Here is a 23,236-nt window from a genome sequence, read left to right as displayed (position 1 = left end):
CCATGCCGGTTTGTCCCTGCGAATCCACCACGGCGGTGGAAAAAACCGCCGTACCGGCAGCCGCACGATCGTCCGCACGCACTGCTGGGACGCTGGTGTTGAGTATTCTCGTGGCTTTCTTTCCGAAGTGCCCGATGTGCTGGGCTGCCTATTGCAGCGCGCTGGGATTGGCGGGCCTTGCGGGCTCACCGTATATGGAGGCCCTGCTTCCGGTGTTGGTGGCGATGCTTGGTTTCCACCTGATCTCCTTGGGAAAGCAGGCGAACAAGGTCGGCTACGGCCCGCTGCTCATCAGCGTGGCCGGTGCCGCCACGGTGTTTCTCGTCCGCCGCTACGCTCCCGCCACGAGTTGGGCGCTGAACGGCGGCATCCTGCTGATCGTCGGCGGCTCCGTCTGGAACAGCCTCGCGATGCGGCGGTGCGTCGCAGTCAAGTAGCCGGAGTCGTGAGACTTCGGGCTGGGTGAATCCACCCTCCACCCTGCGGCCCCCTTCTCTCTTCCCATCCCCCCGCGGCGATTCAATGCGGAGGTCACAGACAAGCTGCAACCTCCGGCATCAAATGGCATCTTCCCCGTCTGAAGTCTCACGACTCCAGCTACAAGGAAACCTCACCCCACGTCCGCGACCTTGCGGCCGGCTTCGTGGCGGATGTCCTTGGCGACATCCAGAAACACGGCGTTCTCGCCGATGTTCGCGGCCATGTCCCCCACCCGCTCCAGCGAGCGGACGATCAGGATCAGGTGCAGATATTCCTCGCTGCGGCCGGTTTCCTCGATCCGGGAGCCGAAGGTCGCCGTGGCATCGCGGTGCAGGCGGTCCAGCTCCTTGTCGCGGGCATGCAGGGACTCGCCGAGCTTCGCATTGCGATCGCTGAAGGAGGAGATCGCGTCACGCAGCAGGTGGTCGGCCAGCGTGTAGAGCGGCTCGATCAGGTTGATGTCCGGCAGTTCCGGACCCACGGCCAGCTTGCGGGCGCGCTTGGAAATGCTCACCGCGTGATCGGAGATGCGCTCCAGGTTCATCGAGATCTTCATCGCGGTCACTACCAGCCGCAGGTCGCTGGCAACCGGATGGAAGCGCACGAGCACGTCCATGCCGAGCTGGTCCACGCGGCGCTCCAGTTCGTCCACCTCGTTGTCATCGGCGATGACGGCGTTCGCGAGCTCGACATTTCGGTCAAGCAACGCCTGGATGGCGCGTTCGAGGTTCAACCGGGCGAGTCCGGCCATGGTCAGCACCTCCCCGCGGAGGGTGGTCATGGCGTGATCAAAGTCCTTGAGAATGTGCTGTTGCATGTGGGGAAGGTATCAACCGAACCGGCCGGAAATATAGTCCTCGGTGCGCTTTATGGAAGGGTTCTCGAACATTTGGCGCGTATCACCGTATTCAATGAGCTCGCCGAGGTAGAAAAAGGCGGTGCGGTCCGAGACGCGGGTCGCCTGCTGCATGTTGTGGGTCACGATCACGATCGTGTAGTGCTCCTTGAGTTCAAGGATCAGATCCTCGACGTGCGCGGTGGCGATGGGGTCGAGCGCGGAGCAAGGCTCGTCCATGAGAATGATTTCCGGGTCCACCGCCATCGTACGGGCGATGCACAGGCGCTGCTGCTGGCCGCCGGACAAACCGGTGGCGATGTCATCGAGGCGGTCCTTCACCTCGTCCCAGAGCGCGGCGCGGTGGAGGGATTTCTCCACGATCTCATCGAGCTTCTTCTTGTTCTTCTCGCCCAGGGTCCGGGGACCGTAGGCCACGTTGTCGTAGATGCTCTGCGGAAAGGGGTTCGACTTCTGGAACACCATGCCGACGTGGCGGCGGAGTTGCACCGGGTCGATGCAGGGATCGGCGATGTTCGCGCCCTCGATGATGATCGAGCCCCGGGTCACCCGGGCACCGGGGACGAGGTCGTTCATGCGGTTGAAGCAGCGCAGGAGGGTCGTCTTGCCGCAGCCGGAAGGGCCGATGAAGGCCACGACCTCGTTGGTGGGGATGTCGATCGTGACATCCTTCAGCACCTTGTTGGAGCCGTAGGAGAAATCCACCCCCTTGACCTGAATGGCAGGGACGGTGGGTCCGGCGTCCGGCTTCGCAGCCGGAGTGACGGCGGACGGCTGGGCGACCGGCACGGCGGCTGCCGGGGTCTGGGCCGGCGCGGTGGGCGAAACCGGCGTCGTTTTCTGGGCTTCTGGCATGGTGAGAATCATGATCGATCAGGGATGAATGGTGAACGCATCCGGACCGGACCTCCCGGTTAGCAGCCGGACCTCCTGTTGTAAAGGGAGGCCCGAATGGCATAACTCGGTGGCTGGCGGCGGTAATCTGCCAGACTTTCCTCTTTGTGCGGCTTGCCACGTGTGACCATTTCGTCACAATCGCCGCCCGTCCCATGATTTCCATCCAACGCCTTTTCGGCAAAGAAGACCGTTTCTTCGACCTGCTCACCGCCAGCGCCGAGCAGGCCCAGCAGAGCATCGGCGGTCTGACCCGCATCCTGCGCCTCCAGCCCGCCCCCTCGCTCGATGAATTCGGCGGCATGCGCAAAAAGGACAAGGCCATCACCCAGGAAATCAGCGATCTGCTGGTGAAAACCTTCGTGACGGCCCTGGAGCGCGAGGACATCGAGGCCCTCTCCACCGCCCTCTACAAGATCCCGAAGACCGTCGAGAAATTCGTGGAGCGCTATCTGATCTGTCCGGACAAGGCTGCTTCCGTCGATTTCCACCGCCACGCGGAAATGCTGGATGAAGCCACCGGCCTGGTGATCGAGATGATCCACGCGCTGCGCAGGGGCATGGACATCGTCCGCATGAAGGAGCTCAACGACCGCATGCAGACGATCGAAGGGGATGCCGACAAGCTCATGCTGGAGTGCCTGAAGGACCTCTACAGCGGCAAGCACGACACCCTCCTCGTGGTGATCGTCTCCAATCTCTACGACCTGCTGGAGAAGGTCTTCGACCGCTGCCGCGATGTCGGCAACATCGCCAAGCAGATCGCTTACAAAAACTCCTGACGCGCCCGCCATGACGCTGATCATCGTCGTGATCCTCGTGGCTTTGGCCTTCGAGTTCATCAATGGTTTCCACGATACCGCGAACTCCATCGCGACGGTCGTCTCGACCAAGGTCCTCACCCCGCGGCAGGCGATCATGCTCGCGGCGTTCACCAACCTCTTCGGCGCGCTGATCGGCCATGCGGTGGCGAAGACCGTGTCGTCCGGTCTGGTGGATGCCAAGTTCGTCACCACCGGCACCATCATTTGCGCGCTGGTGGGCGGCATTTCATGGAATCTCCTCACCTGGTGGCTGGGTCTGCCCTCCAGTTCCACCCACGCGCTAGTCGGAGGCCTCTGCGGTGCCACGCTCGCCAATTCACAGGGCAACTGGAAGGCAATCATCTGGTCCGCCGAAAAGATCAAGGACGGCAAGGTCGTCTCCGAGGGCGTGCTTCACAAGGTGATCTGGCCGATGCTCACCTCGCCGGTGGTCGGCCTGGTCGGCGGCTTCATCGTGATGACGATCCTCTACGCGCTCCTCCGAAACGCGAAACCGATGTGGGTGAACCGTTTCTTCGGACGCGCCCAGATTTTCAGCGCCAGCTACATGGGTTTCGCCCACGGCCTCGCCGATGCGCAGAAGACGATGGGCATCATCACGCTGGCGCTCGTCACCGCCACCACGGCGGGTTCGTTCGAGCACCTGCCGTCGTGGATGGGTTTCCTCAAAATGGACAAGTCCCCCGTGGCCGAGCATCAGATCCAGGCGATCCTCAAGGGCTCGAAAGATCCCCAGGTCGCCGCCATCCTCGCAACCGAGGCGGACAAGCTCCAGACCGGCGAATTCAAGGAGTCCTTCCACGCGCTGGCCGCGATCGCCTATCAGGCGGATGGCGATGCCGCCGCCGCTGAACGCGAGCGGACGAGCGCGAAGCAGGCGCACCAACAGGCTCTTGAAAAGGAGGCCGCCCGCTTCATGCCGAAGGTGCCGATCCTCGGCCCGATGGTCGCAGGCAAGCCGACCGATTGGCTCAAGACTCTCGAAGGAGAAATGACGAAGGCCTCCAAAGACGGCAAGGACCCGCTCGCCGCCGCCGCTGGCAAGGTCCGTGATCTTTCCCCGGACGTGCCCGCATGGATCAAAATCATCTGCGCGCTCATCATGGCCGCGGGCACCGCCTCCGGTGGCTGGCGCATCATCAAGACCATGGGTCACAAGATGGTGAAGCTGCAACCAGTCCACGGCTTCGCCGCGGAAACCACCGCGGCCACCCTGCTCGCCGTAACCGGCCAGATGGGCATGACCGTTTCCACCACCCATGCCATCACCACCGCCATCATGGGCGTGGGAGCAACGAAGCGCTTCAGCGCCATCGACGGCGGCATCGTGAAGAAGATCCTCGGCGCATGGGTGCTCACGCTTCCTGCCGCCGGTGGCGTCGCCTACGGGGTGATGTGGCTGTGGCTGAAGATCGCAGGATGATTTCTGCGTAGCTGGAGTCGTAAGACTTCAGGTTGTGCGAACATGCGGAGTCGCTTGCACGTCCAGTCCGCTCCCGACCCACCCAAAGCGGAGCATCGGAATGAGGGCAAGTTCACCCAGCCCGAATGCGGCAGGAGCGGTAGCGACTGAATCCAATCCCGGCGAAGCCGCTCACTGGCATGGCCGGAGGCAAGTCTCACGACTCCGGCTACAAGACTTCCCGAGGTGGCGCGAGACTCCCGCCTCACGACTCATGCCGTTGCTCTAAAACGGGGTGGATGATCGTCGCGAATCATCCACCGGATCAGCGAGGAAGGAGCCTCGCGCCACCTCATCATTGGATCTTCAAAGCACCCGGCATTCCGGACGTCCATCGCGCATCGTATTCCATGGCGCTTCCGCCGCGACTTCGCGTGGGTCTTCATCCGCAGCCAGATCGTCCGGCAGAACGGCCGGTGACAGGATCGCGTTGAAGACCAGCGTCTCATCGAACGGATTGAAGGTCCCATGCGGAATCCCCGGCGGAATGTGCGCGATCTCGCCCGGTCCGAGGATGCGGGACTCCTCCCCCACCCATTGTTCCGCGCGACCGGAAACCACATGGATGATCTCCTCGCGGTGCGGATGGACGTGGAAGGGATGGCAATGGTGCGGCGGCATCGTCGCGCGCACCATCAGCAGCTTCTCCGCCGCCACCACGTCCGGACGGCACAACCATTCGTTGTGCGTCCACGCATTGGTTTCGCAAAGGGCTTCGTGGTTCTGGACGAACCGGCGTTGGCTGGGTTCCATGATTCGGATCGTTACGCGACTCAGCCGTTGAATCTCGCGGCGGCGGGCACCGCGATCTTCTTGAAATCCCGCGTCAGGTTGGTGAGCGATTCCTCCACCCCCATGCGCTCCAGCGAACTGGCACCGACGAAACCCACGCAATCGGTGGCTTCCAGCACGCGCGCGGCATCGTCGGGCGTGTTGATCGGGCCGCCGTGGCAGAGGAAGAAAATGTCATCCCGCTCCGCACGCGCCGCCTCGATGATCGCCTGCGTGCGCTTGAGCGTGTTGTCCCACGACATCACCGCACCGGTCACACCGATGGAACCACCGACCGTGGTGCCGACGTGCGCGATGATGGAGTCCGCACCGGCCCGGGCCATCGCCGCGGCTTCTTCCGGAGAGTCCACATACACGATGCTGAAGAGATCCATGCGCCGCGCGAGAGCGACCATTTCCACCTCCTTCTTCGAGCTCATGCCCGTCTCCTCCAACACGCGGCGGAAGTGTCCGTCCACGATGCAGTGGGTGGGGAAATTGTTCACTCCACTGAAGCCCATGTCCTTCACCTTGCCAAGCCAGTGCCACATGCGGCGGCGGGGATCGGTGGCATGCACGCCGCAGATCACCGGGATCTCCTCGACCACCGGCAGCACCTCGTATTCACCGATCTCCATGGCGATCGCATTGGCATCACCGTAGGCCATCATGCCCGCGGTGGAGCCGTGGCCCATCATGCGGAAACGACCGCTGTTATAGACGATGATGAGGTCCGCGCCGCCCTTTTCGATAAATTTCGCACTGATACCCGTCCCCGCACCGGCGGCGATGATCGCCTTGCCGGCATCAAGAGTCTTGGTGAGGCGCTCGCGCACTTCCTCGCGCGTGTAAGGGTTTCCGATTCCGGTCCAGGGGTTTGGCATGGCGTGAAGTAGTTCTATCTGGAAAGCACCTTTGACTCGGGATGGAATCACGTGCAAGAATAGGTCTGGCACGTTCGTCTATTCGATCAACCCATGTCCGCCGCAAACCCATACCCATTGACCGGCAGCGTCCCCACCCGCATGCACGTGGTCCGTGCGGATGAATCGGATCACCGCACCTGGCTGAACGACGCGCCGGTTTGCCCGGCCTTGGACAAGCACCACATCGCCCACGTCGGCGTGTGGGAGGCCAGCGGCCCCTTTGAATTGGCCCGTCCCGACCAGTCCGGCACCTTCCTCATGGCCTGCATCGGCGGCGAGGGCGAGGTGAAGGCGGACGGCCAGTGGCGGCGGATCGAGGCCGGACAGGCCTGCCTGCTGCCGCCTTTCGTCACCAACCAGATGAAATACACCGGCCGCGAACCATGGAAGATCTGCTGGGTGCGCTATCACGAGTCCCGTGAATCGAACCCCATCGTTTCCTCCACTTCCCCTGTGCTCGGCGCCTACGATCCATGGCCTCTCTACCGGGCTATCCAAGGCCTGCACGCGGAATGCCAGGGCGGCCAGTCGCCCGCGCATGTGCATCTGTGGGTGGAACTGATCCATTCCCATGTCCTCCACTTCGCCCAGCCGCACCAGGCCGACCCGCGGCTGTGGAAACTGTGGCGGCAGGTCGAGGAATCTCTGGCGCACAACTGGACGGTGGACGAACTCGCCGCGCGCGCCTGTGTCTGCCGCGAACACCTGCGCCGCCTGTGCCAGGAGGAACTCGGCCGCAGCCCGATGCAGCATGTCACCTTCCTGCGCATGCAGCGCGCCCGTGACCTGCTCTCCACCACCGACATGAAAGTGGAGTCCATCACCCGGGAGGTCGGCTACCAGAACCCGAATACGTTCTCGAACACCTTCAAGAAGTGGGTGGGCTGGCGACCGTCCGAGCACCGGAGGTGAAGCCTCCTTGCCCCCAAAGAGGCATGTATGAAAGCCTTTCGGGCTCGTAAAACCCACATAGGACTATCGGGAGTCCTGCCTGATGTATGAGAAGCACGCTGGATCGTTTATAGAGGCTTTTCCAATTCGTATCGCCCAACGATCTTCATGAATCTCCGCCCTTTGTTCCGGTTCCTTCTGGCACTGCTCCTGCCCGCGATGGCCGGGCTCATTCCCGTGGCCCACGCCGCTCCACAGGATGGCAGGCGGCTGGAGATTCTCTTCCTCGGGGATGATGGTCATCACAAGCCGATCGGCTGCTACCGCGTGTTGAAGCAGGTTTATGGACCGAGGGGCTTCAACCTCACCTTCGTGGAGGATCTGAAACAGATCACCACCGCGAAGCTCAACCAATACGACGTCCTCATCGTCTATGCGAACCATGAGGAAGTACCGGTGCCACCCGCGATCCGTCCGTGGGTCGAGAATGGTGGCGCACTGGTGGCGCTGCATTCCGCGGTCGGTTGCTTCCATCCCTCGCAGGACTGGTTCTCCCTCGTCGGCGGACAATTCGCCAGCCACGAGACCGGGGTGTTCTCGCCGAAGACCATCGAGCCGAACGACCCGCTCATGAAAGGGCTGCCCGCGCTCAACTGCTGGGACGAAACCTACGTCCACAAGAACACCACCAACGACCGCCGCATCCTCCAGGTGCGCGAGCCGATGAACAAGGGCGAGACCCAGCCGGAGCCATGGACGTGGACCCGCACCCAGGGCAAAGGCCGCGTGTTCTACACCGCCAGCGGCCACGACATGCGCTGCTGGAGCCAGCCCGCGTGGCAGGAGCTGGTCTATCGCGGCATCCTGTGGGCGGCCAACAACCGCGCCAATGGCTGGCGCGCTCTGAACCTCCCCGCCCTCACCCTCTACACGCCGGAGATTCCGAACCGTTCTCATCCGGACGTCCCGATGATGCAGCTCCAAAAGCCGCTCTCGCCCACCGACAGCGCGAAGCATGCCCAGGTCCCCGCTGGCACCCATCTCGAACTCTTCGCCGCCGAGCCGCTGGTCATCAATCCGATCGCCATCGACTGGGATTGGAAAAACCGCTGCTGGGTGATGGAGGCCATGGACTATCCCAATGACGCGCCCGGCCAAGGCAAGGGCCAGGACCGCCTCGTGATCCTCGAGGACACCAATGGCGATGGCAAAGCGGACAAGCGTACCGTCTTCGCGGAAGGACTGAAGCTCGGCACCGCCTTCACCTTCGCCAATGGCGGCGTGGTCACCACCGATGGCGAGGAGATCGTCTTTCTCAAGGATGACAATGGCGACGACAAGGCGGACACCCGCAGGGTGCTGGCCACCGGTCTCGGCATTTCCGACACCCACGCCTGCACCTCGCATTTCCGCTACGGCGATGACAACTGGATCTACGCCACCGTGGGCTACAGCGGCATCGCCGTGAAAACCACCGATGGCAAGGTTCACAAGAACGGCTCCGGTGTCTTCCGCTTCAAGTCAGATCTCTCCGATCTGGAAGTCCTGCAAAGCACCACCAACAACACCTGGGGCCTCGGCTTCACCAATGCGGGCGATGTGATGGGCTCCACCGCGAACAACAATCCGAGCTGGAACCTCTCGATCCCCAACCGCTACTACGAAGCCTGGGGCATGAAACCGCCGCAGACGCCGCGTGCGGATACCTCCACCACCATCTTCCCCATCACCACGGACTTCACCCAGGTCGATCAGATCGACCGCTACACCGCGGGCGCGGGCCATGATTTCTATACCGACACGCTGGCGGGTATGAACCTCGACGACCACGACGCGCTGGTCTGCGAACCCACCGCCCACATCGTCGGCCTCGGCCGCATCAGGCCCAGCGGTTCGCTCTTCGCCACCGACTTCCGCGGCAACAATCTCTACGCCAGCGCGGATGCATGGTCCGCTCCGGTCGAGGCCCGTCCCGGTCCGGATGGCGCGGTGTGGATCGCCGATTGGTACAATCCCATCATCCAGCACAACGTCGTCTTCCGTTTCTACAACCCAGCCCGCAAATACGACCAGCCGCACAGCCCCTACCAAACGGGCGCCCCCGGTCCGGGCAAGGGCAATGCCTACGTGACTCCGCTACGCGATCGCCAGCATGGCCGCATCTGGCGCGTGGTGCCGGATGGAGGAGCACGGAAGCTGGCGACCTTGGACCAGACCAACCCGAAGGATCTTCTGTACACGCTTGTCGGAGCATCCCGCGACGAACGACTGATGGCGCAGCGCCTGCTGGTGGAGCGCGGCAAGACGGACGTGGAGTCGGAGCTGCTCCGGGGGCTCTCCATGAAGAAGGGCGTTTGCCAGACCGCCATCATCCACACCTTGGAAGGTCTCGGCCTGCTGAAGAAGGATGGTCCCGCCCTGGAGGCCGTACGCAAGTGCCTCACGGATTCCGATCCGCTCGTCGTCCGTCACGCCCTGCTCGCACTGGGAGGTACGGATGCCATCGTAGCAAAGGAACTGCCGCGCCTGATCGCCTCGCAGCAGTCTCCCCGCGAACAGCTCTTCACCCTGCTTGCCGCCGCGGATTCACCGTCCGACGATGCCATCGGCGCGGCGATCGCGAAGGCCATGCCGATGGACGCTCCGAAGACCGATTCCGCGTTGCTCGATGCCTGGCGCTTCGCCGCCCGGCGCCATGCCGTTCCCTTTCTCGCCGGGTTGCTGCCCCAGCTCCAATTCGAGAACGATCCGGTGGCCGCTTCACTGCTGCCGAACGGGTCCTTTGAAGAAGCCGCGGGAGATCTTCCCTCCGGTGGCTGGAGAGCCTTCCAATGGGTTCCCTCCGGCACGCCGCGCTTCACCAGTGCCATCGTCCCGGAAGGCAGGACCGGCAAGGCCCTCAAGCTCACCTCCAAAGAGCCCACGGATTCATCGGTCGGCATCACGGTGAAACTGGAGCCGGAACGCCGCTACCGGCTCACCGCCTTCATCAAGACCGACCTCAAGACCGAAGGCGGCCGTGGGGCCATCATCAATCTCCACGGCAGCCAATCGAGCACCAAGCCTATCGAGGGCACGTGTGACTGGACGCCGGTATCGTTCGAGTTCACCTCGCCGAAAGATGGAGACTGCCAGATCAACTGCACCATCGGAGCCTTCGGCAAAGCCAGTGGCAGCGCCTGGTTTGATGAGCTGCGCATCGACCGCCTGACCAAGTCCGTCTACGACCTGCCGCAGGAAGCCATCGAAATCGCCACCGTCGCAGCCAACGGCCCGGACCGCGATCGTCTCAAGACCTTGCTCGAAAACTCGAACACCCCGGCCGCACGGCACCTGCTCACCGTGGCCATGAACCAGCCGACCACCGCTCCCAAGGAAGCCGCGAAGCTGCCGGACCATCTCGTTGCCGGACGCGATCTCTACATGAAGATCTGCGTGGAATGCCACCAGCCGGAAGGCCAGGGAGTCACCGCCACATTCCCGCCGCTTGCCGGTTCCGAGTGGGTGAAGGGTGATCGGGCCACCATGACCCGGATCGTGCTCGGCGGACTCACCGGCAAGGTCAGCGTGGCGGGCACCACCTACGACAGCGTGATGCCGGGCCACTTCCCCCATACCAATGACGAACTGGCCTCAGTCATCAACTACGTGCGCTACCAATTCGGAGGACTCCGCGAGGAGCCGGTGAAAGCGTCCGATATCCAGTCCCAGCGTCCGAAGATTGACGCTCGTAAAATGGTTCCGTGGACGGTTGATGAATTGAAAGCCGTTCACTGACATCCGGTTCCGTAGCCAAGCGGATTTGCAACTTGCCCCCCGAATGCTTCCGGTGGCATTTTGCAATCCCCCTTGATGCGCAATCACGTCTGGAACACCGCCCACCCGATCAAGCGACTCGTCGCTTATATCATCGACATCATTCCCATCTGGCTGATCGGAATCATTGTCTCGATCCAGATTTTCCGGGTCAATCCGCTGGCCGCGAACGATCCCCTGTCCGGTGCTGCCGCCTTCATTGCCGCACGCAAGGCGAAGATGATCATCTCGCTGTGCACCTTCGGCGTCTGGCTGCTCTACTGCACCCTTGCCGAGGTTTCGCCATGGGCGGGCACGTTTGGCAAAAAGCTGATGGGCCTGAAGGTCCGCAATCTCGAAGGAAAACGGCCCGGCTTGTTCCAGGCTCTCGCCAGGAACCTCGCCAAGATCGTCTCCGTGGCCCCCTTCTCTCTCGGTCTCGTCTGGGCCACCATCAGCAAGACACGGCGGACGTGGCATGAGTTGCTGACCGGCACCGCCGTGGTGGAGCGGTGAGGAATCCCCAATGGTCGGTGAGGAAGAAGAGGGCGAAGATTACCGCCCCGGTTCTCTCCTCTCTTCACTGCCCGCCAGCCACTTGAGGGCGAACCGGACTCGCACGGAGCATGGCGGATCTCCACCACCCGAAGTCTCACGACTCCGTGCTACTTACCACGGCTTTGTTGATTAATTGGATTTCTTTCCAATTAGCATATCTTTCCATCCAACAGAAAGATAACACATTTTAGTTGATTTCTTTTCTGAAATCGGTTGTTCTAACGGCGGTCCAGCCCCCCGGACCAGTTCCCCCATCCCCCCACCCAATGAAAACCACGATTGCGTTAGCGATCGCGTCCCTGTGTGCCACCATGGCTTCATCCATGGGTTTCACGCTCGACTTTGTCGGGTATGAAGGCACGACGCTCCCTCCCAACCCGCTGATCATCAACGTTCCGGGTTACGGCGATGTCCGTTTCGACGCCGCCAATGGTTCCACGCTCCAAGTCGACAACGCCTATCAGAACGACAACGGTTCTGCCGCTCCGTCGCTGAGCTTCGACCAAGGCGAGGCCATCCAGGTGACCTTCCTCGGCGCTCAGCCGCTCAATGTGGATTTCGATTTCGTTGGCGTATCTGCTGGTGAGAGTTTCACCGTCCAGCCGGACCTCTTCAAGAGCCAGTCGTTCCTCATCAACCTGCAGGGTTCCGGTGATGGTGCGGGTCTCTACGCCATCAGTTGGACCCAGGTCCCCGAGCCAGCCTCCGCCATGCTTGGTGTGCTCGGCTCCGCACTGATCGTGCTCCGCCGCCGCCGCTGATCCGGCGCAAAATACTTTCTCCCCCCAAACGGGGCGTGGCCTGCGCAAGCGGGTCGCGCCCTTTCTTTTATTCAAACATTTGAGTTCGATTTTAGAGGCAGTTACGTATCCTTAGCTGGTCACTTGTCCGATTTCCCAGGAACCAAGGCACCCTTCGCTTATTGCGTACTTCCCATTTGCAAAAACGCTGCGAGATTCCCCTCGTTTCGTCTCTTTGCAAAAGCCCATGATTACCAGCCCCTTGAAGTCGGGAAGCCGGACTGCCGCAGGCTTGCTCGGCGCCCTCGCATGGTCCGCCCTCACCCTGCCATCCACCGCGGAATACTACAATTTCAATACCCAGTCCGGATCGGACATCCTTTACCAGGAGGTCCGCTACCCCTACTGGCCGGAGAGCACCTACAACGCACGTTACTACAACAACGTGCAGGATGACGCCGGCCACAGCGTCTTCTTCTACTCCGGCACCACGCTCGATTCCAGCCCCAGCGGCACCACCGGCACCCGGAACAACGGCTACATCTGGAGCTTCTGGCCGGTCGGCAACCCCATCAATTCCGGGGACTCGGTCACACCGCTGTGGTGGAACCCGCCGTTCTATGACGTACCCTCCGTAGGGGAAGGCGCCTCCGGCAAGGTCGAGGCGGGAAACGTGCGCAGCATGACCACCAACGTATGGTATCCCTCCGCGCTGCGCGTCTGGCGGCCCACCGGGAATCCCGCTAACGTCGGTCGCGTCGGCCAATGGCTGAAGGATGGCGTGACCGGCAAGTGGAGCCACATCGCCACGATGAACATCCCCTTCGCCGCGACGAAGTTCGACGGCACCATGTCGGGCTTCCTGGAGGACTTTTCCCATGGCAACGCCAATCCGCGCCGCGCCGAGTTCCGCAACATCTACTATCGGAAGAATACCTGGCAGGCCGCCACCACCTTCAAACCCTCCACCCGCCAATCCACGGAGAAAGGCACCTCCGGCCTGATGGAGAATGACACCGTCGGGTTCTTCGAAACGTGCAGCGGTGCCTCCTACACGGGCAACATGGGGCCGGGCGCACAAGAACTGACCTACACGCTGGCCACGCCGCCGGTGCCAACCTTCGACGCTCTGGTGGTGAACAATGTGACCGCACAGGCCATCGCGAACCAAGTGCATGTGAAATGGACCGTGCCAGACACCAGTTCGCCGCAGTTCGCCTGGAAGGTGGAGATCTTCGCCACCGCGGACACCTCCGGCACCCCGGCGATGACCGTCTCGAAGATCGATCCGGACGTGAGCGAGTGCGTGATCTCCACCACCGGCCTGCCCGCCCCCACCGTGCGGCTCACCATCACGGACATCTTCGACCAGACCAATACTACGGCCGCAATCACCGCAACCACCCCCACCCTGGCCAACGCGTCATCCCCAGGCACCACCGCCCCGGGTCTGAATTACAAATACTACGAGACCACCCGTACCACGCTCCCCGATTTCACGACGCTCGGCACCCCGGTTCTCCAGGGATCGGTGAATTACCCCGACCTCACCGTCCGGAAAAAGCACACGTCCTACGTCTGCCAGTTCACCGGCTACGTCAACATCCCCACCGACGGCCTGTGGATGTTTTCCCTCGGTTCCTGCGACGGCAGCAAGCTGATCATCGACGGTGCCACCACCATCAGCAACGACGGGGTGCACTCCGGCGGCTCCGAACTCACCGGCACGCTACCGCTGAAGGCGGGCAGGCACACCGTGGAGGTGCAGTACTTCAAGGGCTCTTCCTCCTCCGGCGACGACGACCAACTCAGGCTCTATTGGGAAGGCCCCGGCGTGGCGAGAACCTCCATGACCGAGAGCAGTTGGTCGCGGGTCCCCGCAGGCACGGAACCCACCATCACCCTCACCTCTCCCGCTCCCGGTGTCACCGTGAACGCGGATGCCGCCGCCATGACGGCCACCGTCACCCCGAATGGCAACACCCTTTCCTCAGCCCGCTACTTCAGTGGCGGTACCATCTACGCCAGCCAGAATGGAACCAGCTCGCCAATCAGCACCACCGCCCTGCTGGGCACCGGTGCGAACCATTTGAAGGCGCGCGTGATGTGCACGCGCAGCAGCGTGAACTATAGCTTCGATTCCGCTCCGGTGGACGTGACCGTCATGCAACCGGATGAATCGCCGTGGACATTCTCCGCCATCGGCCTCCATTCCTTCCGATCCGCCGGCTCCTACAACAACGGCACGTGGTCGATGATCGGCGATCAATTCAACTTCGCGTGGCAGGAGATCACCGGAGATGAAACCATCATCACCCGCGTGGCGGGCAAGCCCTCGACGGGAACCGGCAACAGCTCGCAATTCGACGCCGTCGCCTTCGATGGTTCATGGTGCGGCGGCGTGATGTTCCGCGAGAATCTCTCCGCCAATCCGGGCATCGAGTGGGGCGACCGCTATGTCTCCTTCTACAAACAGGTAAACAACGGCGTTTACCTGCAATCGAGCGACAATGTGACCCCCGGTGGCTATGACACCGGCAGCAATCTCGGCAGCACCTACACCTGGCTCAAGCTCCAGCGCGCGGGCACCACCTTCACCGCCTCCGGCTCCACGGATGGCACCACGTGGACCCAGCTCGGCACGCGCACCATGGCCACCGCCTTCAGCCAGAAGATGTATGTGGGCCTGTTCACGCTGGCCCGCCCGAGCACCAATCCGAACCCGCACTGGTTCAAGTTCGACAACACCAGCTTCGCCAGTGTCGGCAGCGGCTTCCAGATCAGCGGTCATCCGCAGTCACGCAACGTCTATGCCGGTGCGACCGTGACCTTCTCCGCCACCATCACCAGCAGCAGCCCGCTCAGCTACCAGTGGCAGCGCAATGGCACCGACATCCCCGGTGCGACCTCCTCCACCTACACCATCGATCCCGCGCAAACTGGCGACGCGGCGGACTACCGCGTGGTCGTCTCCAATGGCACCACCACCACACCCAGCAATGCAGCGACGCTCACGGTGCAGGCCTCCGGCACCGGCTACCAGCGGGCGGTGGAGATCCAGGGACCTCTCGCCTACTGGCGTCTCAATGAAACCTCCGGCACCACCGTCACCGACTACGTGGGTGCCCGCAACGGCACCACGGTCGGCAGCCTGACCCTGGGACAAGCCGGACCTCGCCCAACCGCCTATCCCGCTTTCGCCGCGACGAACAATGCCTTCGTGTTCAATGGCAACGGCTCCCGTGTCGAGGTGCCCGCGCTCAACCTGAACTCGAACACGGTGACCATGAGCGCGTGGATCAAGCGCAATGGCACCCAGGGCTCCTTTGCGGGCATTGTCTTCAGCCGCGCGGGGAACACCGTGGCGGGCCTCACCTTCGGCAACAGCAACGAGCTGCGCTACACCTGGAACGACTCCGGCAGCACCTACAACTGGAACTCCGGGCTCACGCCGCCGGATGGCGTCTGGACCTTCGTCGCGCTGGTCGTGGAGCCATCCAAGGCCACCATCTACATGAATCCGGGCACCGGTCTCGTCTCCGCCACGAATGGAATCTCCCATTCCATCGAGGAATTCGATGGCAAGCTCTGCATCGGCCAGGACACCAGTTCCAGCACCCGCACCTTCAAGGGCACGATGGATGAGGTGTCGTTGTTCAATCGCTCGCTTTCCGCCGCCGAGATCGCGAAGATGTCCGATCCGCCCGCCGCCGTCACCATCACCGCCACCACTCCTACGGCGAAGGAACAGGGGCCGGTCAACGGTGTCTTCACCGTCACCCGTGCCGATGCCGCCACCACCGCCGCGCTGACCGTGAACGTGACCGTCTCCGGCACCGCGACTCCCGGCAGCGACTACACCGCCATCCCCACCACCGTGACCATTCCTGCCGGAGCCTCATCCACAACGGTTGCCGTAGTTCCGGTGACGGACGCCCTCGCGGAAGGACCGGAAACGGTGATTCTCACTACGGGCAATGGCACCGGCTACTATGTTTCCAGTCCTTCGAATGGAACGGTGACGATCCAGGACCTGCCTGCGGACAACTGGCGCTTCGCAAAGTTCGGCGCCGCCGCCAACACTCCGGCGACCGCCGGTGACAACGCGGACCCGGACCGCGATGGCATGACGAACCTGATGGAGTACGCGTTGAACTCCAATCCGCAGTCCGCGGACAGTGCGTTGTTTCCCACCGTCTCAAAAACGGGCGGCACCTTGAGCCTCACCTATCGGAAAAACCTCGCGGCCACGGACCTCACATACACGGTGCTCCAAAGCAACGACGTGACCGGTTGGACTCCCGCCTCGGTGAGCGAACAGACACTCTCCGATGACGGCACCACGCGGGTGATCAAGGCCACCATCGCCACCGCCGGTGCGCCGCAGAAATTCCTGCGGCTGAAAGTGACGAGACCGTAGAAAGCCCCCCAAGGAGTGGCGGCGGATGGAATCCGCCGCCGCAGTCCGACAACCGTTCGCTCTACTCCGGTCCCGGAGCCTTCGGGCGTTCCGTGAGCGCCTTGTGCCCTTTCTCCGCCAGCTCGTGGGTTTCCTTCACGATGACTTTGCCTTCCGCATAGCGGATGCGCTCTTCCTTCACGATGCCCGTGCCGGGAGAGAACCAGATCGTGCGGCGTGTCTCGATCTTGCCATCCAGCCCGTTCATCAGCATCCGCACCGAGGGAAAACTTCCGGCGGGCACGACACATTCCTCGCGGCCGATGACGGCGCAGACACGTTGCCGTACCGCCTCACTGCCGGGCACTCCCACGCCTGTGGGCATCGGCAGGGTGTCACCCGCCTGCAATCCGGCTTTGAAAAACACCACCGGTGTGGGCAGCACGATCGGACGGCTCTCCGCATTCTTCATCGCCCAATCGCCACGCAGTTCCACACGATCTTCGAAGATATTCACGAACTCCCTCATCGGCGGCGAATTCGGCGCGATCACCTCGAAGCAATCGACATCCGGTGAACCGGGGATGAAAGGCGTCTTGCCGAGAAAGGTACGCGTGCGCTGGTGCGTGCTATCCACCGCCGCCGCCTGATCGCCCGTGACTCCAGCCGGAATCTCGATGCGCACGCGGTAGCTCCAGTAGTCGCCCGGTTCGATCTTCAAGACCGGCAAATCCATCCCGGACGGTGCGACCACAGCGGGTGGTGCCGCCTGCTCCTCCTTGCAGGAAGCCAGCAGCAAGCCCAGGACGGGAACGAGGATAAAGATGGAACGCGGGTTCATGACGATTAGCGTGAGGGACCGAGATCGATGACGGCGTTGTTTCCTCCCGCATGCGGAGCTCCCAGACGCCGGGTCCAGATGATCTCCGGAAAACGCCGGCTCCGGCAACGCCAGATCACAGAACCGATCACAAACAAGACGCCAGCCAAAGGCACCACTCCGGCGGCAGCGGACACCAGAAGAATGCGTCTCTGCTCCGCATCCCGCTCCTTCTGCTGCCGCTCGCGGAAACGCTCGCTCTGATAGACCTCCACCTGGGTCTTCACCTTGCCCTTGAGGTAGCGCAGGATGTCCGAAGTCTGGATGGATGCCGAGCGCAGGCATGATTCCCGGTCCGGCTCCTGGCGGGCCAACCGCAGCGCGTCCTTGGTCATCCGCGGAATCACCTCCTTGCGATCGCTGTTGGTGACCTCGCCACCGACATGAATCCACGGCCCGTCATTGCGACCGGCCACATCCAGCACCACCGCGTGCAGCACGTCCTTGCCCCACGCTTCATCGAACCGGCGCGCCACATGCTCCGGCGGCAGCTCGCCGATGCTTGGCAGCAGGACGATGATCACATCCGCGCGCTCGCGGCTCTGCAGGTGGATCAACTCATCGCCGAGACGTTTCGCCATCTCCGGAGAAAGCGATTGCTCGGGATCATAGATCGAATTGTCCGGCCGTGGTCCGTATTCGAAAGACGGACTTTCCGCCCGCGCGGGATGCCACCCGAGGACGAACAGAAGCAGGAACATGACCACCCGTTTCATCATCTTTCCTGATGCCGGAGTTTCTTGCGGGCCTGCCTGCACGCACGGCGCAGCAAGCGCTCGGCAGCATCGAAAAATTTCACCACGGCCAGCCCCCGACGTCCCCTGCCCCACGCGACCGTCATCTCCAGCAGCAGCTTGTGCCACTGGTCATCACTCAACCATGGCTCCACACCATAGCCGGGAACGATCGCCGCTTTGCCGGTCGCGCCATTGATCACCATCAGCACGGTCCACGCGCGCTGGTCAGCCGTCTCGCCTTCCGCGAGCGGGCTGGCATTGAGCATCCAGAAGCCGAACAAGCGCGGATTGTCGATGGCCGCCGCATCCAGCGTACACAGGCTCCAGTGGATCTGGGGAAACCGGTGGCGGGTTTTCTTCACCCGGCGGACAATCGTCGAACGTTCCGATTCCGACCACAGGTTCGCGGCATCCAGCACCGGCTGCAGCGGCGGCAGTGGATGCGGGAACATCTTCATCGTGTCCTCACCGCTGAAGCGGCAGGACGGACATGCCGCCGCGGCCTGCGGCAGATGCACCAGACAGGACGGACAGACCGTCTTTCCCGCCGCAAACCGTTGGGCGGAATAGCGCGGGGTCTCGTCCGGCCGGGCGCACATAGGGAAGGCTCAGCGGTGTTCCAGACGGATGGCGGTCGAGCGACCGTGCGCGTCGAGCCCCTCGATCCGCGCGAACTCTTCCACGACATCCAGCGACTTCCGCACCGCCGCCTTGTCGAGCTTCACGATGCTGGTGCGGCGCTGGAAGTGGTCCGCACGCAGCCCGGAGAACGAGCGGCCCGCGCCACCGGTCGGCAGCGTGTGGCTGGGTCCGGCGAGGAAATCGCCGACCGCCACCGGCGAATCGTTGCCCACATAGATCGCACCCGCGGTGCGGACCTGGGCGAGCCGTTTCTTCTCATCCGCGCAAATCAGCGAAAGGTGCTCCGGTGCGAAGTCATTCACGATCGCGATGCCTTCGTCCATCGACTTCACGTGCAGCACGAAGGTGCCGCCCTTCAGCACATCGCGGATGTACTTGTTGCGGGACAGGGTCAGGATCTGGCGGTCCACCGCTTTCAGCACCTTGTCGAGCAGCGCCTTCGAGTCGGTGAGGAAACCCACCACGCTGTCACCGGCGTGCTCCGCCTGGGCCAGCAGGTCGGCGGCGATGAATTCCGGATTGCCGGTCTTGTCGGAAAGGATCAGTACCTCGCTCGGTCCCGGCAGCAGGTCGATCGCCACCGCGCCCACGAGCTGGCGTTTCGCCTCGACCACGAAACGGTTGCCCGGGCCGACGATCATATCCACCGGACGGATGCTCTTCGTGCCCAGTGCGAGCGCGGCCACGGCCTGCGCGCCGCCCACCTTGATCACCTCGGTGGCACCGGATTTGCGCAGCGCGTAGAGCACGGCGGGGTTCACCTTGCCATCCGGACCGCAAGGAGTCGCGCCGATGATTTCCGGCACGCCCGCCGCCAATGCGAAACCGGCGGTCATCAGCGCTGTGGAAACCAGCGGCGCCTTGCCGCCCGGGACATAAACGCCCACGCGGTCGAAGGGAGTGAAGCGTTCACCGACGGTCGCGCCCTCGGCATTCTTGTAGGACCAGTCTTTGCGCAGGCTGTGCTTGGCGAAGGCCTTGATGTTTTTCAGCGAGCGGGCGATGGCGCGGCGGGTGGCCGGAGTGACCGCCTTTTCCGCGGCGGCGAATTCCTCCTCGCTCACGAAAAGCTCCTTCGCCGTCAGCGTCGCACCGTCGAAACGCTTGGTGTAGGCCAGCAACGCCCCGTCGCCGTTCGCGGCGACCTCGGAGATGATTTCACCGACGAGTTCCCGCACTCCCGGATCGGGAATCGCCCGGCGGTTGAGGCGCTTGATGAACGAGGCGTAACCGGGATCGCTGTGACGGAGGATCTTCATTCGGGAGACGGCGGCACTATCAGGAGAAAATCCCCAGACGCCAAGCCTGATTCCTAACCGGCTCCCACTGGGAGTGGCTGCTTTCGATCAGCCGCTCCCGGTCAATAATACGGCCGGAGCATCAGCCAGCAGATCGGGCCGGTGACGGCGACGTAGAGCCACAACGGAAACACCCACTTCGCCAGTCGACGGTGCGCGGCGAAACGGTTCGTCCACCCCGCCGTGAAAGTAAACAGGATGAACGGCAGGCTGATGCCCGCCAGCGTGATATGGGTGATGAGCAGGAAGAAATACGCCCCGCGCATCCAGCCGGTGCCGCCGTAGCGCGTTTCCTCCGTGGTGAAATGATACGCCACATAACACAGCAGGAACACAACCGAGAGCCCCATCGCCGCGAAGATGAAGGACCGGTGCAGCCCGATCCTCCCCTTCTTCACCGCCACCAAGGCCCCGATCAAACTGAACGCCACCAGCGTATTCAGCAATGCATGCACCGGCGGCAGGAAGGAAAACGAAAACCCGTCCGGCAGCGGAATGCGCAACTCCGGACGCCGCATCAGCCCCACCAGGATGAGCACCACCGCGGTGAGCACCCAGGTCACGATTCCCAGCTTCTTCGACAACGCCTCATTCGGCGTGCGGGACAGCCACTGCCTGCGCTCGTCGTTCATCGTTCCACCGTCTGCGGTTTCTTCGCCAGTTCCGTGCGGATGCGACCATAGAGATGAGTCTTCAATTCCTCGTAGAGTTCCGGCTGACGCTTCATCGATTCCTCGGAGCGCGCATCGGCCAGCGGCCACTTGCCAACGATCTGCCAATCGCGGTCCACGAGCTGGAATGCGAGGTCATGCGCGAAGCGGCCGTTCGATTCGATATCCGCCGGATCGCGGCGCTCGCGGATCCCCATGAACTTCAGCTCATGCTCCAGATACTCATGGACCTTCTTCTCGTCCCCGGCATTGAAGAACCACCAGTTCTTCGCATCGGCACCGTAGGCCGCGGCATAGCCTTCGAGCTTCTCCGGCGTGTCATTGGCCGGATCCACCGAGATGCACACGATGCGGAAATCCGGATTGGAACCAAAGGCATCGTAGATCGCCTTCATCTCCACGCCATTGCGCTGGGCGCAGTGCGGGCACACGGCGAAAAACTCGGCGAGCAACACGACCTTCCCTTTGAGATCGGACAGCTTCACCTTCTCACCGAGCTGGTTGACGCCTTCGATGTCCTTCTCGATCGGCAGCCACTTCTCCTCGGTCGCCTTGCCCGCATTCACGACGAGCGTATTCGGCGAGCCCTGTACTCCCGGGCGCAGCCACATGGCGATGCTGATGATCGCCACGCAGATCACGGCGACGGTGCCGTAGATCGCAAACAGTTTTCCTTTCGAGTTCATCAGTCTTTCAGCGGCTCCGCCCGGAGCTGTTCGATGGTGTTTTGCAGGACGCTCTCCAGCTCCTGCACATTGGTCCGGTCGGTGCCGGTTTTCACGCCTTTGGAGTCCCACTCCGCGGCCTGGTCGAAATCGAAACGGGCCACATATGGCTCGCCACCGCGCTTCTGCGGAATGACCGCATTACGGATGTGGCGGTTGCGATCGATCAGGATGATCGAGGTATCGTACACCCACTTGCCGTTTTCCTCATGCGGATAGAGCGAGGGCTTGAACTCGTTCTTGATGAACTTGTGCAGTGTCTGCGGTTCCGTGGAAGCCACCGTCCACTTCGGCAGCTTCGCGCCGAGCTTGTCGCTTTCCGCCTTCAACAGGTTCTCGAGCTGCTCCGGTGCGCCGGGATCGATCACCAATGAAACGAACACCACATCGTCATTGGCCGCATAATGTTCAGCCAGCCGCTTCATCACGCCGGTGGAGATCGCGGAAGTTTCCGGGGCGGCAGAGGAAACCGCCACCACCACCCAGACCTTGCCATTGCCATCCGGCACGCGGCCGCGGGTGCCATCCTGCCGCAGCACGTCGAGCTCGCGGCCCGGCACGATGCGCGAGATACGCGCCGGTTCATTGTCCTGCTGGTGGTTCTTCGACCACTTGCGGTAGGCGATATGAACCATCACCCCGCCTAGCAGCATGATGACGACCAGCGTGATCGCGGTGCGGCGGAGCGCCTTCGGATCACGAACGGCGGGCTGGAGAGGCTTGTTGTCCACAGGCATCGGGCGGCGGACCGTAACCTAGCGCCAAGCGATGGCAAGCAAACCAAGTGCCGCAGGCAGGTAGATCAACGTGAAAAAGAACAGTTTCCGTGCGGAAGCCCGGTCCCCGGCCGCCCGGAAGCGCCACGCCAGCCCCGCCATCAGCAGCGCCAGCAGCGGGCCGAAGACGCCCCACAGCCAGCCCGCGAAACCCATCACCCACGGCATCAAAGAGATCGCCGCCAGCATCAACGCGAAGATGGTGGACAGCAGCGCGCTCTTTTTCCCGCTGACATCCCCATTCGACCACATTTTGTAACCCGCCTGCTCGTATTCCTCGCGGCAGATCCAGTTGATCGCCACGAAATGCGGAAGCTGCCATAGGAACAGCAGCGCGAACAGGAAGGCCGCCCGCCAATCCAGCGCACCTCCCGCCCCCACCCAGCCGATCACGGGAGGGATGGCTCCGGGAATCGCCCCCACCAGCGTATTGGTGGAGCTGAGACGCTTCAGCGGGGTGTAAACGAAAACGTAGATGGCGATGGTCGCTGCCGTAAGCGTGGCCGCAAGACCATTCACCAGTGTGGCGAGGTGGAGGATACCAAAGGCGGAAAGCACCCAGCCGACGCCGAACGCCACCATCGGGTCCATGCGATCCGCAGGCAGCGGACGATTCGCCGTGCGGCGCATCCGCTTATCCAGGTCGATCTCCATGAGCTGGTTGAACGCCGCGGAGCCGAAGGCCGCCGCCGCCGTGCCCAGCAGCGTATTCAACATGCGCATCCAGTCGAAAGCGTGCCCCCGCGAAGCCAGCAGGTAGCCGAAGAATGCCGTGATCAGCACGAACACGTTCAGCCGCACCTTCATCAGCACGGCCAGATCCTGCCGCAGTCCGGGGACCGGCAGCAGCGGCTCGTGTGGTTCTTCAGCAGGGGGCACCGGAGTTTCTTCGGCCATCGTCTCGGGGGCGG

Annotated in this window: 20 protein-coding genes; 8 read left to right on the top strand and 12 right to left on the bottom strand. The window is 62.8% G+C overall.

The annotated features are described in order from the left end of the window. The first annotated feature begins 2 nt into the window (after positions 1-2). Complete coding sequence (locus KBB96_RS04130; RefSeq protein ID WP_211632611.1) at positions 3-437, top strand: hypothetical protein; 435 nt, start codon at positions 3-5, stop codon at positions 435-437. 173 nt (positions 438-610) lie between these two features. On the opposite strand, the gene phoU is transcribed toward KBB96_RS04130, so the two are convergent. Then, on the bottom strand, positions 611-1,297 hold the full coding sequence (phoU, locus tag KBB96_RS04125) for a phosphate signaling complex protein PhoU (protein WP_211632609.1): 687 nt from the start codon (positions 1,295-1,297) through the stop codon (positions 611-613). Positions 1,298-1,309: 12 nt separating this feature from the next. Then, entirely contained in the window at positions 1,310-2,191 is an 882-nt protein-coding gene (pstB, locus tag KBB96_RS04120; RefSeq protein ID WP_211632607.1) for a phosphate ABC transporter ATP-binding protein PstB, read from the bottom strand. Between the two features lie 194 nt (positions 2,192-2,385). Here pstB and KBB96_RS04115 point away from each other — a divergent pair, with 194 nt between their 5' ends. Together KBB96_RS04115 and KBB96_RS04110 are read left to right on the top strand one after the other, a co-directional pair. Further along, positions 2,386-3,012, top strand: coding sequence for a DUF47 domain-containing protein (locus KBB96_RS04115; RefSeq protein WP_211632605.1), 627 nt, complete (start codon positions 2,386-2,388; stop codon positions 3,010-3,012). Positions 3,013-3,022: 10 nt separating this feature from the next. Further along, complete coding sequence (locus tag KBB96_RS04110) at positions 3,023-4,477, top strand: inorganic phosphate transporter (RefSeq protein WP_211632602.1); 1,455 nt, start codon at positions 3,023-3,025, stop codon at positions 4,475-4,477. Between the two features lie 345 nt (positions 4,478-4,822). Here the strand turns inward: KBB96_RS04110 and KBB96_RS04105 are convergent, their stop codons facing one another. Further along, the gene (locus tag KBB96_RS04105) at positions 4,823-5,269 is read right to left on the bottom strand and encodes a cupin domain-containing protein (RefSeq protein ID WP_211632600.1); all 447 of its coding nucleotides are present in this window, start codon (positions 5,267-5,269) and stop codon (positions 4,823-4,825) included. Positions 5,270-5,289: 20 nt separating this feature from the next. Beyond that, positions 5,290-6,171, bottom strand: coding sequence for a phosphoenolpyruvate hydrolase family protein (locus KBB96_RS04100; RefSeq protein WP_211632597.1), 882 nt, complete (start codon positions 6,169-6,171; stop codon positions 5,290-5,292). Between the two features lie 93 nt (positions 6,172-6,264). Between KBB96_RS04100 and KBB96_RS04095 the strand changes: the two genes are divergently transcribed. The 5 genes from KBB96_RS04095 to KBB96_RS04075 all read left to right on the top strand — a co-directional run bounded on the left by KBB96_RS04095 (position 6,265) and on the right by KBB96_RS04075 (position 16,617). Further along, positions 6,265-7,125: an AraC family transcriptional regulator gene (locus tag KBB96_RS04095; RefSeq protein WP_211632595.1), complete on the top strand. Its 861-nt coding sequence runs from the start codon at positions 6,265-6,267 to the stop codon at positions 7,123-7,125. A gap of 147 nt (positions 7,126-7,272) precedes the next feature. Next, positions 7,273-10,881, top strand: a complete 3,609-nt coding sequence (locus KBB96_RS04090) for a PVC-type heme-binding CxxCH protein (protein ID WP_211632593.1) — start codon at positions 7,273-7,275, stop codon at positions 10,879-10,881. Positions 10,882-10,956: 75 nt separating this feature from the next. Further along, positions 10,957-11,415, top strand: coding sequence for an RDD family protein (locus KBB96_RS04085; protein WP_211632591.1), 459 nt, complete (start codon positions 10,957-10,959; stop codon positions 11,413-11,415). Between the two features lie 308 nt (positions 11,416-11,723). Beyond that, entirely contained in the window at positions 11,724-12,218 is a 495-nt protein-coding gene (locus KBB96_RS04080; protein ID WP_211632590.1) for a PEP-CTERM sorting domain-containing protein, read from the top strand. Positions 12,219-12,444: 226 nt separating this feature from the next. Then, positions 12,445-16,617: a LamG-like jellyroll fold domain-containing protein gene (locus tag KBB96_RS04075; protein ID WP_211632588.1), complete on the top strand. Its 4,173-nt coding sequence runs from the start codon at positions 12,445-12,447 to the stop codon at positions 16,615-16,617. A gap of 61 nt (positions 16,618-16,678) precedes the next feature. On the opposite strand, the gene KBB96_RS04070 is transcribed toward KBB96_RS04075, so the two are convergent. From KBB96_RS04070 to cyoE, 8 genes are all read right to left on the bottom strand, one after another. After that, positions 16,679-17,437: a hypothetical protein gene (locus tag KBB96_RS04070; RefSeq protein ID WP_211632586.1), complete on the bottom strand. Its 759-nt coding sequence runs from the start codon at positions 17,435-17,437 to the stop codon at positions 16,679-16,681. 5 nt (positions 17,438-17,442) lie between these two features. Beyond that, the gene (locus KBB96_RS04065; RefSeq protein ID WP_211632584.1) at positions 17,443-18,177 is read right to left on the bottom strand and encodes a TPM domain-containing protein; all 735 of its coding nucleotides are present in this window, start codon (positions 18,175-18,177) and stop codon (positions 17,443-17,445) included. Between the two features lie 14 nt (positions 18,178-18,191). Then, the gene (locus tag KBB96_RS04060) at positions 18,192-18,812 is read right to left on the bottom strand and encodes a TPM domain-containing protein (protein ID WP_211632581.1); all 621 of its coding nucleotides are present in this window, start codon (positions 18,810-18,812) and stop codon (positions 18,192-18,194) included. A 9-nt stretch (positions 18,813-18,821) separates the two neighbouring features. Next, positions 18,822-20,114: a histidinol dehydrogenase gene (gene hisD / locus KBB96_RS04055; RefSeq protein ID WP_211632578.1), complete on the bottom strand. Its 1,293-nt coding sequence runs from the start codon at positions 20,112-20,114 to the stop codon at positions 18,822-18,824. 101 nt (positions 20,115-20,215) lie between these two features. Next, entirely contained in the window at positions 20,216-20,785 is a 570-nt protein-coding gene (locus KBB96_RS04050) for a DUF420 domain-containing protein (RefSeq protein WP_211632576.1), read from the bottom strand. Then, positions 20,782-21,510: an SCO family protein gene (locus KBB96_RS04045; RefSeq protein WP_211632574.1), complete on the bottom strand. Its 729-nt coding sequence runs from the start codon at positions 21,508-21,510 to the stop codon at positions 20,782-20,784. The genes KBB96_RS04050 and KBB96_RS04045 overlap by 4 nt, the downstream gene beginning before the upstream one ends. Beyond that, entirely contained in the window at positions 21,510-22,286 is a 777-nt protein-coding gene (locus tag KBB96_RS04040; protein ID WP_211632571.1) for a hypothetical protein, read from the bottom strand. Before KBB96_RS04040 ends, KBB96_RS04045 begins: the two co-directional genes overlap by 1 nt. An 18-nt stretch (positions 22,287-22,304) precedes the next feature. Further along, on the bottom strand, positions 22,305-23,222 hold the full coding sequence (gene cyoE, locus KBB96_RS04035) for a heme o synthase (protein WP_211632568.1): 918 nt from the start codon (positions 23,220-23,222) through the stop codon (positions 22,305-22,307). Between the last annotated feature and the right edge of the window lie 14 nt (positions 23,223-23,236).

The sequence above is a fragment of the Luteolibacter ambystomatis genome (assembly GCF_018137965.1).
In the GTDB taxonomy this organism is placed as follows: domain Bacteria; phylum Verrucomicrobiota; class Verrucomicrobiia; order Verrucomicrobiales; family Akkermansiaceae; genus Luteolibacter; species Luteolibacter ambystomatis.
This window is presented reverse-complemented; position numbering and strand designations above follow the sequence as displayed.